Below are 13,173 nucleotides of genomic sequence, written 5' to 3' on the forward strand. Positions count from 1 at the left end.
CTGCACCGGCTGCCGCTGCCGCTTCCGGTACGAGTTGATGTAGGTGTTGGTCAGGATCCGGTAGAGCCAGGCCTTGAGGTTCGTGCCCTGCTCGAACTGGTGGAAGGCGGCGTACGCCTTGAGGTAGGTCTCCTGGACCAGGTCCTCGGCATCCGCCGGGTTACGCGTCATCCGCAGGCCGGCCGCGTACAGCTGATCGACGAATGGCATTGCGTCCCGCTCGAACCGGGCCCTGCGCTCGTCCGTCTTCTCGGTGGTCAACCGCACATCCCCTCGGGTCGGATGCTTCCTCGCCGAGGATACGCGTCCGGACCTACCAGAAGATTCGGTTCCGACGGGTGTGCCCGTCGCCACCTCGACCGGTGGCACCGCCGCCGGCCAGTCCGGGCCGGTCAGCAGCTGCCTCAGCTGCCGAGCCTCCCGCTCGTCGCGTTCCCGGTTCCGGATCTCGGTCGGCACCAGTCCCCCCTCGCACAGTGGTCGTCCGAGGGGTTCAACACCCGTGGTGGGTCGGGGCATTCCTCCCGCCCCCGTTCCTGGTCCCGGCCACGGGGTATACCCGAGGCCGGGACCAGGAAAGGGCCTGGGAGCCCGATGTCGGCGGCCCGGTCCGGGCGGCCGACATCATCGAGTGCAACGACCCGGCGCGGCCGGCGGACACGCGCCAGCAGCCGCACGCCCGGCGGACCCGGCGCCGGTACGGCGTGCCGCCAGGGGGCGAAGGGCTCAGCCCCGCGCCCAGCTGTGCTCGCGCAGCCAGTCGAGCACCACGGCGGCCGTGCCGGCTGGGTCACCGCGCAGGTCGTGCCGCTCTCCTGGACGGGCCACCACCCGCACCTCCGGCCCCGGTTCCGGCATGCCGAACGGGTCCCGGTCGCCGTTGACCACCAGGGTCGGCACGCCGGTCGCCAGTTCTCCGGCTCGGCTGCGCTCCGGCCGTCCGGGTGGGTGCAGCGGGAAGGCGAGCGCGACCACCCCGGCGGCGCCCACGGCGGTCGCGGTGCGGCAGGCCACCCGCGCCCCGCTGGACCGGCCGCCCGTCACCAGAGGTACCTCCGGAAAGCGGGCTCGCAGCGCGGCCAGCACGGTGGTCCACGCCTCGTCGAGGTGCCCGGCGGGCGCCGGCGCACGCCGGCCGGCGACCCGGTACGGCTGGGTCACCCGGGCCACGACGAGCCCGGCGGCCACCGCGCCGTCGCGGAGCGCCAGCAGGTCGGGGGCGTCAACTCCGCCACCCGCGCCGTGCCCCAACGCCAGCAGCGCCCGGGCCGGGCCGACCGGTGTGTCGAGATCGACCCGAGCCGGACCGCGCGGAGTCTCGATGATGTCCTGGTGCGGCACCCCACCATTCTGCGGCCCGACAACCGCCCATCCGCCGCAAGGACTGCCACCGACGGGCAGTTCACCGGACGGCGGTCAGCTCAGCGGCACCAGGGTGAGCAGTCGGTCGCGCACCGGAGGACCTGCCTCGCTGGCGGCGTCCGGATCGGGTTGCACCTCGCCGCGCCAGGCCACCAGCATCGCCCGTCGCTCGCGTGGAGTGGTGCCACCCCACACGCCGTGGCAGTCGCCGACCTCCAACGCCCAGGCCAGGCAGGAACCCTGCACGTCGCAGCTGCGGCAGAGCGCCACCGCCGCGTCGGCCGGTTCGTTCGGCGCCGGAAAGAACGTCTCCGGGTCGACACTCTGGCAAGTGCCTCTGGTGCGCCAGGCTTCATCCTGTCGCCGTTCGTGCAGCGCTCGCAGCAGTCGCGGATCACGCCGCGCGGCGGCCACCTCGTGCGGACGGGGCATACGCGCCCGTGTCATCCACCCACCTCCCCCGTGGGACCAGCAATATCGATGGATGTCGTTCACCTTGTGCGAACGGCATCCACCACCGGCGCTGTGTTGTATCGCACTTGCGCACGCGGGGACAAGACTCTGCCGGGAAGTTGGCAAAACAACCGAGTGAACTTTCACCCGCAACCGCGGCAAATCACTCCCGACAATGCGCGGTGCGTAATCAGAACAGCATCATGCCTTCCGGCTCGGCGCGCGGCGCCAGGGGCACCCGGGCGGTCAGCTCCGGGCCGTCGTTGCGGACGTCACCCACTGCCGGCCCCACCGGCCGGATCTCCAGACCGGCGAGCCAGTCGAGCGGGGGCGGCGCGAGCAGCTCGGTCGGATCGCCGGCCGCGCCCAGCCAGGTCGCCCAGCGGTCGGGCGGCAGCAGCAGCGGCATCCGGTCGTGCACCTCGGCCAACTCGCCGAGCGCGTCGGTGGTCACCACACTGCAGGTCAGCAACGGGCCGGCGGGACCGTCCCAGACCGACCAGATGCCGGCGAAGGCGAGCACCGAGCCGTCCAGCGGGGTCATGTAGAACGGCTGCTTCGCCCCGCCCGGCTGGCGAACCCACTCGTACCAGCCGTCGGCGGGCACCAGGCACCGGCGGCGGGCGAAGGCGGGGGCGTACGCCCGGCTGGTGGCGACCGTCTCGGCCCGGGCGTTGATCATGCGGGCGGCGCCGGCGGGCGACCGGGACCACCCGGGCACCAACCCCCAGCGGCCGAGCGAGAGCGCACGGTGCCCCTCGGGGCTCACCCGGACCAGCGGCACCGGGTCGGTCGGCGCGACGTTGTGGTCGGCGACGAGCCGCCCGCCGGTCTCGTCGGCGGACTCGAACAGGCCGCTCAGGTCACCAGCGCTCCGGGTCGTGGCGTACCTCCCACACATGCCGCACACGCTAGCGCGCCGCCGGCCGCCCGGCTGTCCCGTCCACCGGGAGCGGCCTCGACGGTACCGGCCACTCACGGCCCGGACACGGCAGAATGTAGCTGTGGGGAACCTGACCGCGACCCGGCCGCTACAGCCGTGGACCGCACCGACGGCGAGCGATCCGGTGACGGCGTCGCTGCGCCTGCCCGGCTCCAAGTCGATGACCAACCGGGCTCTGGTGCTCAGCGCGCTGGCCACCGGCCCCTCGACACTGGCCAAACCGCTGCGCGCCCGGGACACCGAACTGATGGCCGCGGGGCTGCGGGCGATGGGCGCGCACGTGTCGATCGCCGACGACGAGCGCTGGCTGGTGCGGCCGCACCGGCTGGTCGGCCCGGCGCACGTCGACGTGGGCCTCGCCGGCACGATCATGCGCTTCGTACCCCCGGTGGCGGGGCTGGCCGAGGGGCAGGTCACCCTCGACGGCGACCCGCACGCCCGCACCCGGCCGCTCGGGCCGCTGATCGAGGCGCTGCGCTCGCTCGGGGTACGCATCGACACCACCGGGCCCGGCAGCCTGCCGCTGGTGGTCCAGGGCGCCGGTCGGGTCACCGGCGGCGAGGTGGTGATCGACGCCTCCGCCTCCAGCCAGCTGGTCTCGGGGCTGCTGCTGGCCGCACCCCGCTTCGACCGCGGTGTGGTGGTCCGGCACGTCGGCCCGCCCGTGCCCTCCGCGCCCCACCTGCGGATGACCGTGCAGATGCTGCGGGCCGCCGGTGCGGCGGTCGACGACAGCACCCCCGACGTCTGGGTGGTCGAGCCGGGCCCGCTGACCGGGCGCGGCTGGGAGATCGAGCCGGATCTTTCCGGTGCGGTGCCGTTCTTCGCCGCCGCCCTGGTCACCGGCGGTGAGGTGACCCTGCAGGGCTGGCCGCCGCGCGGCAGCGCCCAGCCGGTGGAGCGGCTCCGCTCGCTGTTGCAGCAGATGGGTGCGGAGGTCACGCTCACCACTGCGGGGCTCACCGTACGGGGCACCGGGACGGTGCGCGGCCTGCACGCCGACCTGTCGGACGTCAGCGAGCTGACCCCGGCGCTGACCGCGCTGGCGATGCTCGCCGATTCCCCATCGGTGTTCACCGGGGTCGGTCACATCCGGGGGCACGAGACCGACCGGCTGGCCGCGCTGACCCACGAGTTCACCGCACTGGGCGCGGACGTCACCGAGTCGCCCGACGGTCTGGAGATCCGGCCCCGACCGCTGCGCGGCGGGGTGTTCCGCACCTACCACGATCACCGGATGGCGCACGCGGCGGCGGTGGCCGGTCTCGCCGTGCCCGGCATCGAGTTGGATGACGTGGCGTGCACCTCGAAGACCATGCCCGAGTTCCCGGCACTATGGTCGGCGATGGTGACCGGCAAGAGCTGAGCGAGCGGAAGGGGCGGCCCTGGCGACCAGGCGGCGGGAGTACGACGAGGACGACGTCCGGGTCCGGCCCGGGAAGTCCTCGCGTCCGCGTACCCGCACCCGACCCCAGCACGCCGACGCGAAGGACGGCTTCGTCATCGCGGTGGACCGGGGACGGTACACCTGCGTGCTGGCCGGAGCCGGGCCGGACGTCCCCACCGTCACCGCGATGCGCGCCCGCGAGCTGGGACGCAAGTCCGTGGTGGTCGGCGATCGGGTCGGCCTGGTCGGCGACACCTCGGGGGCGCCCGGGGCGCTGGCCCGGATCGTCCGGATCGAGCCGCGACGGTCCGTGCTGCGGCGCACCGCCGAGGACGACGCCAGCACCGCCGAGGGGCGGCTGGAACGGGTGGTCGTCGCCAACGCCGACCAGTTGGTGATCGTCAGCGCGCTGGCCGACCCGCCGCCACGCACCGGGTTCATCGACCGCTGCCTGGTGGCCGCGTACGACGCGGACATCGAGCCGCTGCTCTGCCTGACCAAGGCCGACCTGGCCGGCCCGGAGGCGGTGCTCGACTACTACACCGAGCTGGAGCTGCCGTACGTGCTCATCCGGCCGGACTCGGCGCTGGACGCCCTGCGCAGCCTGCTCGCCGGGCGGCTCTCGGTACTCGTCGGGCACTCCGGCGTCGGCAAGTCGACGCTGGTCAACCGCCTGGTCCCGGAGGCCGACCGGGCGGTCGGCACGGTCAGCGCGATCGGCCGGGGCCGGCACACCTCGACCAGCGCGGTCGCGCTACGGCTGCCCGCCCTGCCCGGCGCGCAGGACGATCCGGGCTGGATCGTGGACACCCCCGGCGTACGCAGCTTCGGGCTGGCACACGTCTCGGCCGAGAGCCTGCTGCACGGCTTCCCGGACCTGGTAGAGGCCACCGTCGACTGTCCGGCGAACTGCCCGCACACCGCCGACGAGATCGACTGCGCCCTGGACGCCTGGGTCGCGCAGGGCCGGGCGGACCCGCGCCGGCTGGCCTCGTACCGCCGGTTGCTGGCCTCCCGGGCCGGCGAGACCGACCCGCGCGGCGAGGCCGACCCGCGCGGACGCCCGGAGTGAGCCGACCCGCCCGCACCGCACCGCCGGCCCCCGGCCTCGGCCCGCACCGCCGGCCGGCCCGCGGCGTCGGGCCGGCACCGGCGTCGCTACGGTGTCCGGCATGACCGGATACGCCGACGACCTCGCCCTCGCCCACCGGCTCGCCGACGCCGCCGACGCGATCTCGGCGGCCCGGTTCCGCGCGCTCGACCTGCGGGTCGAGTCGAAGCCCGACCTGACCCCGGTCTCCGACGCGGACACCGCGGTGGAACGTGAGATCCGCGCCCTGCTGGCCGAGCACCGACCGGATGACGGCCTGCTCGGCGAGGAGTACGGCGCGACACCGGCGGCCGGCACGCGGCAGTGGGTGGTGGACCCGATCGACGGCACCAAGAACTTCGTCCGTGGGGTGCCGATCTGGGCCACCCTGATCGCGCTGCTGGAGGACGGCCGGCCGGTTGCCGGGCTGGTCTCCGCGCCGGCGCTGGGCCGCCGCTGGTGGGCGGCGCGCGGCACCGGGGCGTACGCCGGCCCGGACGCGTCCCGGGGCGAACCGATCCGGGTCTCCAGGGTGACGAAGCTGGCCGACGCGAGCCTCTGCTACTCCTCGCTGGGCGGCTGGGAGGATGCCGGCCGGCTGGAGCCGGTGCTCCAGCTGATGCGGGACACCTGGCGCAGCCGGGCCTACGGGGACTTCTACGGTTACATGCTGTTGGCCGAGGGTGCGCTGGACGTGATGATCGAACCCGAGTTGTCGCTCTGGGACGTGGCCGCACTGGTACCCATCGTGACCGAAGCCGGTGGCACGTTCACCGATCTGGCCGGCCGTCCCGCCCCCGCCGGCGACGAGAACAGCGCCGTGGCCAGCAACGGCGCGCTGCATCCCGACCTCCTCGACCGGCTCGGTCAGCCGGCCGCGCGCTGACGCCAGGTAGCCTCTATCCTCGCCAGGTGGCTACCTCGGGTTGGTGTTTCCTGGCGGCGATGATCGTCGCGTACGGTGTCGCCAACCTGTTGCAGTCGGTCGCCGCCGCCCGCACCACCGTGCACCACACCTTCGACCCCGGGTTGCTGCTCCGCCTGGCCGGGCACCGCACCTACCTGGTCGGGCTGTTCTGCCAGGTGGGCGGGTTCGTGCTGGCCTTCCTGGCCCGACGGGACCTGCCGCTGTTCCTGGTGCAGGCGAGCGTGGCGGCCGGGCTGGGGGTCACCGCCATCCTCGGCGTGCTGGTGCTGAAGTGGCGGCTGCCGGTGGCCGAGGTCGCGCTGCTGCTGCTGCTCTTCGCCGGGATCACCGCGCTGGTGCTGTCCGCGCGGCCGGCGCCGTCGAAACAGCTCGGCACCGCGGGGATGATCGTCCTACTGGCGACCCTCGGGGTGATCGCGGTGCTGGGCTTCTTCGCGGTCCGGCTGCACGGCGCGCCCGGCTCGGTGGCGCTCGGCTCACTCGCCGGGCTGGCCTTCTCCGCCGCCGCGGTGGCCGCCCGACCGCTGGCCTCCGCGTCGAGCTGGGACGCGTTCCTCGCCGACCCGCTGCTCTACCTGCTCGTCGGCCACTCCGTCGTCGGCCAACTGCTGCTCGGGCTGGCGATGCAGCGGGGTTCCACCACGGCGGCGGTGGCCGCCATGGACGCCGCCGGCGCGGTGCCCGCCGCGATCGTCGGCCTGCTGCTGCTCAACGACAAGATCTGGCCGGGCCGGGAGTGGCTGGCCGGAGTCGGCTTCCTGGTCACCCTCGCCTCGGTCATCGGCCTCACCCGGTACGCCGAACCACAGCACCACCACGCCGTCGCCCGCCCAAGAAGCAGGGGCCCCCTGTTAACGCCTGGTGTAGAGAAGGGGCCCCTTCTTAACACCATGCAGGCGGAGCCGGCGACTCAGGCTGCCTCGACCGGTTTACGCCGGCCGACCACCCGCTCGTAGAGCCGCTCCAGGGCACCCGCTGTCCGTTCCCAGGTGTAGCTGCACCGGACCCGGTCCACCGCGGCGTGCCCGTACGCGAACCGGCCCGCGTTGTCGGTGAGCAGTCGACGCAGCGTCATCCCGAGGGTGCGTACGTCGCCCGGTGGCACCAGCTTGCCGGTGACCTCGTCGACCACGGCGTCGGCGATACCGCCCATGGCGTAGCCGACCACCGGGACACCGCAGGCCATCGCCTCCAGCGAGACCCGGCCGGCCGAGGAGTAGTGCGGTGTGCAGGCGACCACGTCGGCCGAGCGGTACCAGGTGGCCATCTGGTCGTGCGGCACCACACCCACCAGGTGCACCTGCTCGGCCACGCCGACGCGCTCGGCCAGCTCGCGCAGCCGGCGGGCCTCGGCGTGGTTGGCCAGCCGCTCGGCCGGCGGGCCTCCGGCGATCACCAGCTCCGCGTCGCCGACCAGGCGCATCGCACGGATCAGGTCGTCCTGGCCATGACCACGGGAGAGCCCACCCACGGAGAGGATCCGGGACCGCTGGTCGCGCGGGGCGGCCTCGCCGTCGGGGTGGAACCGCTCGGTGTCCACGCCGGTCGGGACCATCGCGACCGAGGTTCGTTGCAGGCCCATCCGGGTCAGCTCGTCCACCTCGTCGTTGCACTGGGCCACCGCCATGTCCACCGCCCTGGTCAGCGCCCGTTCCAGCGGGATGCGGGTGCCGGGCCCGTCGTACTGCGGGCCGAGGTGACGCAGCTGCTCCATGCCGATCGAGTGGAACGTCTGCACCACCGGGATGTCGGTCTCCCGGACCGCGTGCGCGGCGGCCAGCCCACCGACCCAGTAGTGACCGTGCACGACCTCCGGCGTCCAGTCCCCCGCCCACCGGTCGGCCAGCCACTGGCCGAACTCGGCCACGTACGGCACCAGCTCGGCGGTGGGTATCGGCGCGACCGGACCGACGGTTGCCCGCTCCATCCGGTAGCCGTCGACGTCGGTGCGCTCCGCCGCCTCCGGGTCGTCCCGGCGGGCGTACACCCGGACGTCGTGACCTCGCCCGGCCAGCTCGGCGGCCACTCGCGCGATGTGCTGGTAGGTGCCGACGACGGTCCCGTCGTCGGACGGCGGCGCAGCGGCGTGGGCGCAGACGAGGCCGACGCGCATGGGTCACCTCCATGCGGATGATTCGGTGGTCCTCCGGTCAGAGCGTCCCATTAACCAGGGCCCCAGGAGCCGAAACCTGGCACTCGGCCGCTTACCGGGGTGGCGGAGCAGCCCCACCTGTTCCCGGCGTCACGATCGGCGCGGGGCGGTACCGGTTATGGCGGGAGGGCAGCGGGTAGTGGTCAGGCATGCGCGAGGACGAGTACCCGAGCCCGGTGTCCGATCCCGAGGCCGACGGCCTGCCCGACACCGCCGACGACGACTCGACGGCCGGGGACGACGTGCTGACCGGTCGGGAGGCGGACGGCCCGGCCCCCGCCCAGCTGCCCGGTGACCGGACGCCGGTGGCCGTCGACGAGTTCGGTACCACCGCCGAGGAGCAGCTCGACGGCGAGTCACTGGACTACAAGCTCAGCCGAGAGCAGTTCGAACTTCCGGTCGACGACCCGCTGGCCGGGCCGGTCGACCCGGACATCGCGGCCGAGGCGGACAGCCGGGAGCAGGCGGCGCAGGCGCAGCTCGACGCCGACGTGATCGATCCGGGCCCTACCTCCGACCCGCACTCTCCGGTCTCGCTCTACGACCACGACCGGCTGGGCAGCGTCGCGGACGCCACGGTGGGCCGGCTGGTCGAGCCGGACGAGGGGACGCACACCGACCAGGAGACCGATTCGATCGCGTACGACGCGGGTGCCGCCGGCGGCGGGGCCAGCGCCGAGGAACTGGCCGTGCACGAAACCCGGCCGCCGCACTCGGTCTGACTCAACCGTCGAAGCTCAACCGTCGAGGCCGCGTTCGATCGCGTACCGGGTGAGTTCGACCCGGTTGTGCAGCTGGAGCTTGCCGAGCGTGTTCTGCACGTGGTTCTGCACCGTCCGGTGCGACAGCCCGAGCCGTTCGGCGATCTGCTTGTAGGACATCCCCTTGGCCACCAGTCGCAGCACCTCGGTCTCCCGTTCGGTGAGCCGGGGTGCCGCGTCCTCGGTGCCGGCCGGTGCGCGCTCCCGAGCGGCGGCCAGCCGGCGGTACTCACCGAGCACCAACCCGGCCAACCCGGGCGTGAAGACCGGCTCCCCGGCGGCGGTGCGGCGTACCGCGTCGAGGAACTCCGCCAGCCCGGCGGACTTGAGCAGGTAGCCGGTGGCGCCCGCCTTCACCGCGTCCAGCACGCCCTGCTGCTCGCCGCTGGCGGAGAGCATGAGCACCCGTACGTCGGGCCGGGCCGCGCGCAGCCCACGGATCACCTCCACCCCGGAGATGTCCGGCAGTTGCAGGTCGAGCACCACCACGTCGGGTCGCGCCGCGGCGACCACCCGGATCGCCTGGCGCCCCTCGCCGCAGCTGGCCACCACCTGATGACCGGCCTCGGCGAGGTCGCGGGCCACCCCTTCCCGCCACATCGGGTGGTCGTCGACGACCATCACGCGTACGCCGCTCAAGGTTCTCTCCTCGGCACGGTGAGTTCGACCTCGGTGCCGGCACCGGGGGCGGAGCTGATCCGAGCGGTCCCGCCGAGGTCGGCCACCCGGCCCCGGATCGCCTGGGCCACGCCCAGCCGGCCCTGGGCCACGGCCTCGGCGAGCCGGTCCGGCGCGAAGCCCGGGCCCTCGTCCCGGATCGACACGGTCACCGTCGAGCCCTCGTCCTCGACCAGCACCCAGGCGCGTCCGCCGCCGTGCCGGGCCGCGTTGTCCAGTGCCGCTCCGGCGGCGGCGGCCAGCTCGCGGGCCACCGTCGGGGACAGCGGCACCGGGCTCGCCGGCGCGGACAGCGAGACGGTGGCCGAGGCGTACCGACCGAGCAGCGCCCGCAGGTCCACCGGCGCGTCGGCGGGGCCGGCTGGCAGCGGACCGGTGCCGGAGATCAGCGTCCGCAGCGCCGCCTCCTGCTCGCCGGCCAGCCGGGCCAGCTCGCCCGCCTCGCCGTCGAGCCGCGCGCCGCGCCGCTGCACCAGCGCGAGCACCTGGAGCACCGAGTCGTGGATGTCGCGGGCCAGCCGCTCCCGTTCCCGGGTGGCGGCCTCCAGTTCGACGGCCCGCTGCAACCGTTCCCCGGCGGCAACCGACAGCCGCGCCACGTGCCCGACCACCACCCCGGCGAGCAGCATGAGGATCGCGCCGTTGATGGCGGTGGGGGTGGCCATGCCCCGGGTCGCCAGGTCGGTCGTGCCGAGCACCAGCGCGGCGACCGCACCGCGCCGCCGCCCGCCGGACACGGCCCAGGCCAGCACCGGCCCACCCAACCAGGCCACGGTCAGGGTCGGCAGCCCGGCGGCGAGCGCGGCCCGGCCCATCACCCACGGGGTGACCAGCAGGATCGTCACGACGACCCCGAGGTCGGCCAGGAGCAGCGGCCAGCCGCGCCGGGCCGGGGCGGCGTAGCCGACCGCGGTGACGGCGGTCCAGGCCGCCATCACCAGCACCAGGGCACCGGCGACGAGTGGGTGGGCGTACCGGTCCGCGTCGCGGACCACCACCACGACCACGTACGCCAGGGAGGCCACCCGGTACACCGCGACGGCCCGCCAGAGCGGAACCTCGAAACCACCGGGCGCGGGCACGTGCGTCACGATGCCACAGCCCGCGCGGGCGCCCCTCAGCCAATGCGGCCCAATGAACCCTGCCGTACGGTGGTAAATGCCGCGTAAACCTCTGCGATCTCCTGTCGGGACGGGCCCATGACGAACGGAGAACCCCGCACACCGCGTACGGTGGTGCCCATCGAACATGCCCTCCTGATCGCCGACGCCTTCGACCAGGCCCAGGTGACCGAGCTCCGCCACTCGGTCACCTCCTGCGCGCGCGCCGCCGGGCTACGAGACGAGCGCCTGGACGACTTCGTGCTCGCCGTCAACGAGCTGATCACCAATGCGGTACGGCACGGCGGAGGTCGGGGCTGGCTGCGCCTGTGGGAGGAGCCCGGACAGGTGCTGTGCGAGGTCTCCGACCACGGTCAGGGCATCAGCGCGCAACGCCTCGACGATCGCCGCCGCCCGGCCCCCGACACGGCCGGCGGTTGGGGCCTCTGGCTGGCCCGCGAGCTGACCGACGCGATGGACGTCGAGACCGGCCCGGCCGGCACCACGGTACGCATCACCGCCGCGACCGTCCCCACCCAGCAACACATCGGCCGCCACCGCCGGGACTGAGACCGGGCGGGGATCATTCCCAGCGGTTGCCGGTGAGCTTCTCGTAAACGTCCACGTAGCGGGCGCGGGTGGCGTCGACCACCTCGGCGGGCACCTCGGGCGCCGGGCCCTGCTTGTCCCAGCCGCTCTCGGCCGCCCAGTCCCGCACGTACTGCTTGTCGTAGGAGAACTGCGCACGGCCCGGCTGGTAGGACTCGGCCGGCCAGAACCGGGACGAGTCCGGGGTGAGCAGCTCGTCGCCGAGGACCAGGTTGCCGTCCGCCGTCCAGCCCAGCTCGATCTTGGTGTCGGCGACCAGGATGCCCCGCTCGGCGGCCAGTTCGGCGCCGCGGCAGTACACGTCGATGGTCAACTGCCGGAGCCGTTCGGCGGTGTCCGCGCCGACCTTGTCGACCACCTCGGTGAAGGTCATCGGCTCGTCGTGCTCCCCCATCGGCGCCTTGGTCGACGGGGTGAAGATCGGCTCGGGCAGGATGGACGCCTCGCCCAGGCCCCGCGGCAGCTCCACGCCGGAGACGGCTCCGGTGCCTTCGTACTCCTTCAGGCCGCCGCCGGTTAGGAAGCCCCGGGCGACGCACTCGACGGGGATCATCTCCAGCCGGCGGCAGCGGATCGCCCGGCCGGCGAACTCCGCCGGCACGTCGGTGGCCGAGATGACGTGGTTGGGCACCAGGTCGGCCAGTTGCTCGAACCACCACAGCGACAGCGCGGTGAGCAGCTTGCCCTTGTCCGGGATCGGGGTCGGCAGCACCACGTCGTAGACGGAGATGCGGTCCGAGGCGACCAGGATCAGGTCGTCGCCGTCGGCGTAGACATCCCTCACCTTGCCCGAGTGCAGAAGTTCCACGGCCACAAGTACATCACGCGACGATCGTGCACCCGCTGGGGACCTCGCGCGGCCGACGGCGAAGGAAGGGCCCCTTCTTAACGCCTGGGGTAGAGCAGGGGCCCCTTATTAACGCCGACGGCCACGGGTCAGCCGGAACACCAGCACGACGATCACGGCCACCACGGCCAGGCAGCAGAGCAGGCTCAGGAAGCCGAAGAACCCGAAGCCTCGTCCCCGCCGCCGGGCGGCCTCGACGACCAGTTCCCCGGTGCCGGTCGAGGCCCACGCGGCGACCGGGACGAACACCGACAGCACGACCGTGCCCAGGAGCGTGCCGAGCCGCCCCCACCACTTGCCGAAGGAAGACATGGGCCCATCCTTGCCGAGACGCGCAACCGCAACCGGCGAACGGGATTCGTGTCAGCGGCGCGGCTCCCCTGGCGCACGGCAGCCCTCGGCCGGCGATCCGGCAGAGCCGTACCTCGCAACGGCTGGTGCACTTGGCCGGGAACGAGCAAAGGCCCCGGAACGAATCCGGGGCCTTTGTCTGACAGTAGCGGGGACAGGATTTGAACCTGCGACCTCTGGGTTATGAGCCCAGCGAGCTACCGAGCTGCTCCACCCCGCGTCGGTAGAACCAGCCTACCGCACCCACCGGCGCCCCCATCCACCGCCCCCCACCATCCGGCCCTCAACACCCCATGCCGCGAGTTACCGACACAGAGGGCCGCCATGCGGGGTGATTCCGCACCATAGCTCTCGGCTGGCCCGAACTAGTGGTGCCCGCCGGCGGGGCGGCAAGGCGCCGAAACGGGCAGAGGCCCCGGAGCGAATCCGGGGCCTCTGCCTGGTAGTAGCGGGGACAGGATTTGAACCTGCGACCTCTGGGTTATGAGCCCAGCGAGCTACCGAGCTGCTCC

General features: G+C 73.4%; 15 protein-coding genes and 1 tRNA gene. 6 read left to right on the top strand and 10 right to left on the bottom strand.

Features of this window, described 5'->3' with window-relative positions; genetic code table 11:
* The 4 genes from AB0M52_RS20030 to AB0M52_RS20045 form a co-directional block, all read right to left on the bottom strand.
* The coding region (locus AB0M52_RS20030) for a sigma-70 family RNA polymerase sigma factor (RefSeq protein ID WP_363955633.1) at positions 1–459 on the bottom strand (459 nt) is incomplete at its 3' end.
* A gap of 267 nt (positions 460–726) precedes the next feature.
* Positions 727–1,341, bottom strand: coding sequence for an alpha/beta family hydrolase (locus AB0M52_RS20035; RefSeq protein ID WP_363955636.1), 615 nt, complete (start codon positions 1,339–1,341; stop codon positions 727–729).
* Between the two features lie 75 nt (positions 1,342–1,416).
* Complete coding sequence (locus AB0M52_RS20040) at positions 1,417–1,809, bottom strand: WhiB family transcriptional regulator (protein ID WP_111212211.1); 393 nt, start codon at positions 1,807–1,809, stop codon at positions 1,417–1,419.
* Between the two features lie 196 nt (positions 1,810–2,005).
* The gene (locus AB0M52_RS20045; RefSeq protein ID WP_363955639.1) at positions 2,006–2,716 is read right to left on the bottom strand and encodes an SOS response-associated peptidase; all 711 of its coding nucleotides are present in this window, start codon (positions 2,714–2,716) and stop codon (positions 2,006–2,008) included.
* Between the two features lie 103 nt (positions 2,717–2,819).
* On the opposite strand from AB0M52_RS20045, the gene aroA reads away from it, so the two are divergent.
* The 4 genes from aroA (at position 2,820) to AB0M52_RS20065 (ending at position 7,119) form a co-directional block, all read left to right on the top strand.
* Entirely contained in the window at positions 2,820–4,124 is a 1,305-nt protein-coding gene (gene aroA / locus AB0M52_RS20050; RefSeq protein WP_363955642.1) for a 3-phosphoshikimate 1-carboxyvinyltransferase, read from the top strand.
* 166 nt (positions 4,125–4,290) lie between these two features.
* Positions 4,291–5,217 (top strand): ribosome small subunit-dependent GTPase A, encoded by a 927-nt coding sequence (rsgA, locus tag AB0M52_RS20055; RefSeq protein WP_363955660.1) that lies wholly within the window; start codon positions 4,291–4,293, stop codon positions 5,215–5,217.
* 100 nt (positions 5,218–5,317) lie between these two features.
* The gene (hisN, locus tag AB0M52_RS20060; protein WP_363955645.1) at positions 5,318–6,121 is read left to right on the top strand and encodes a histidinol-phosphatase; all 804 of its coding nucleotides are present in this window, start codon (positions 5,318–5,320) and stop codon (positions 6,119–6,121) included.
* A 59-nt stretch (positions 6,122–6,180) separates the two neighbouring features.
* A complete protein-coding gene (locus tag AB0M52_RS20065) occupies positions 6,181–7,119 on the top strand; it encodes a hypothetical protein (RefSeq protein ID WP_363955663.1) in 939 nt (312 codons plus the stop codon).
* Here the strand turns inward: AB0M52_RS20065 and AB0M52_RS20070 are convergent.
* Positions 7,074–8,276, bottom strand: coding sequence for a glycosyltransferase (locus tag AB0M52_RS20070; RefSeq protein ID WP_363955647.1), 1,203 nt, complete (start codon positions 8,274–8,276; stop codon positions 7,074–7,076). The two genes, AB0M52_RS20065 and AB0M52_RS20070, sit on opposite strands and share 46 nt — an antisense overlap.
* Positions 8,277–8,464: 188 nt before the next feature.
* Here AB0M52_RS20070 and AB0M52_RS20075 point away from each other — a divergent pair, with 188 nt between their 5' ends.
* Positions 8,465–9,037: a DUF5709 domain-containing protein gene (locus AB0M52_RS20075; RefSeq protein ID WP_363955650.1), complete on the top strand. Its 573-nt coding sequence runs from the start codon at positions 8,465–8,467 to the stop codon at positions 9,035–9,037.
* 15 nt (positions 9,038–9,052) lie between these two features.
* On the opposite strand, the gene AB0M52_RS20080 is transcribed toward AB0M52_RS20075, so the two are convergent.
* Positions 9,053–9,697, bottom strand: a complete 645-nt coding sequence (locus AB0M52_RS20080) for a response regulator transcription factor (RefSeq protein WP_363955666.1) — start codon at positions 9,695–9,697, stop codon at positions 9,053–9,055.
* 14 nt (positions 9,698–9,711) lie between these two features.
* Positions 9,712–10,836, bottom strand: coding sequence for a DUF5931 domain-containing protein (locus AB0M52_RS20085; RefSeq protein WP_363955669.1), 1,125 nt, complete (start codon positions 10,834–10,836; stop codon positions 9,712–9,714).
* Positions 10,837–10,953: 117 nt separating this feature from the next.
* Between AB0M52_RS20085 and AB0M52_RS20090 the strand changes: the two genes are divergently transcribed.
* Positions 10,954–11,424, top strand: coding sequence for an ATP-binding protein (locus tag AB0M52_RS20090; protein ID WP_363955653.1), 471 nt, complete (start codon positions 10,954–10,956; stop codon positions 11,422–11,424).
* A 13-nt stretch (positions 11,425–11,437) separates the two neighbouring features.
* Here the strand turns inward: AB0M52_RS20090 and AB0M52_RS20095 are convergent, their stop codons facing one another.
* From AB0M52_RS20095 to AB0M52_RS20105, 3 genes are all read right to left on the bottom strand, one after another.
* Positions 11,438–12,271: a phosphoribosylaminoimidazolesuccinocarboxamide synthase gene (locus tag AB0M52_RS20095; RefSeq protein WP_363955656.1), complete on the bottom strand. Its 834-nt coding sequence runs from the start codon at positions 12,269–12,271 to the stop codon at positions 11,438–11,440.
* 108 nt (positions 12,272–12,379) lie between these two features.
* The gene (locus AB0M52_RS20100) at positions 12,380–12,622 is read right to left on the bottom strand and encodes a hypothetical protein (RefSeq protein WP_111212202.1); all 243 of its coding nucleotides are present in this window, start codon (positions 12,620–12,622) and stop codon (positions 12,380–12,382) included.
* A gap of 185 nt (positions 12,623–12,807) precedes the next feature.
* A tRNA-Met gene (locus AB0M52_RS20105) sits at positions 12,808–12,881 on the bottom strand.
* Between the last annotated feature and the right edge of the window lie 292 nt (positions 12,882–13,173).

This window comes from Micromonospora sp. NPDC051296 (assembly GCF_040682255.1).
GTDB lineage: Bacteria > Actinomycetota > Actinomycetes > Mycobacteriales > Micromonosporaceae > Micromonospora > Micromonospora craterilacus.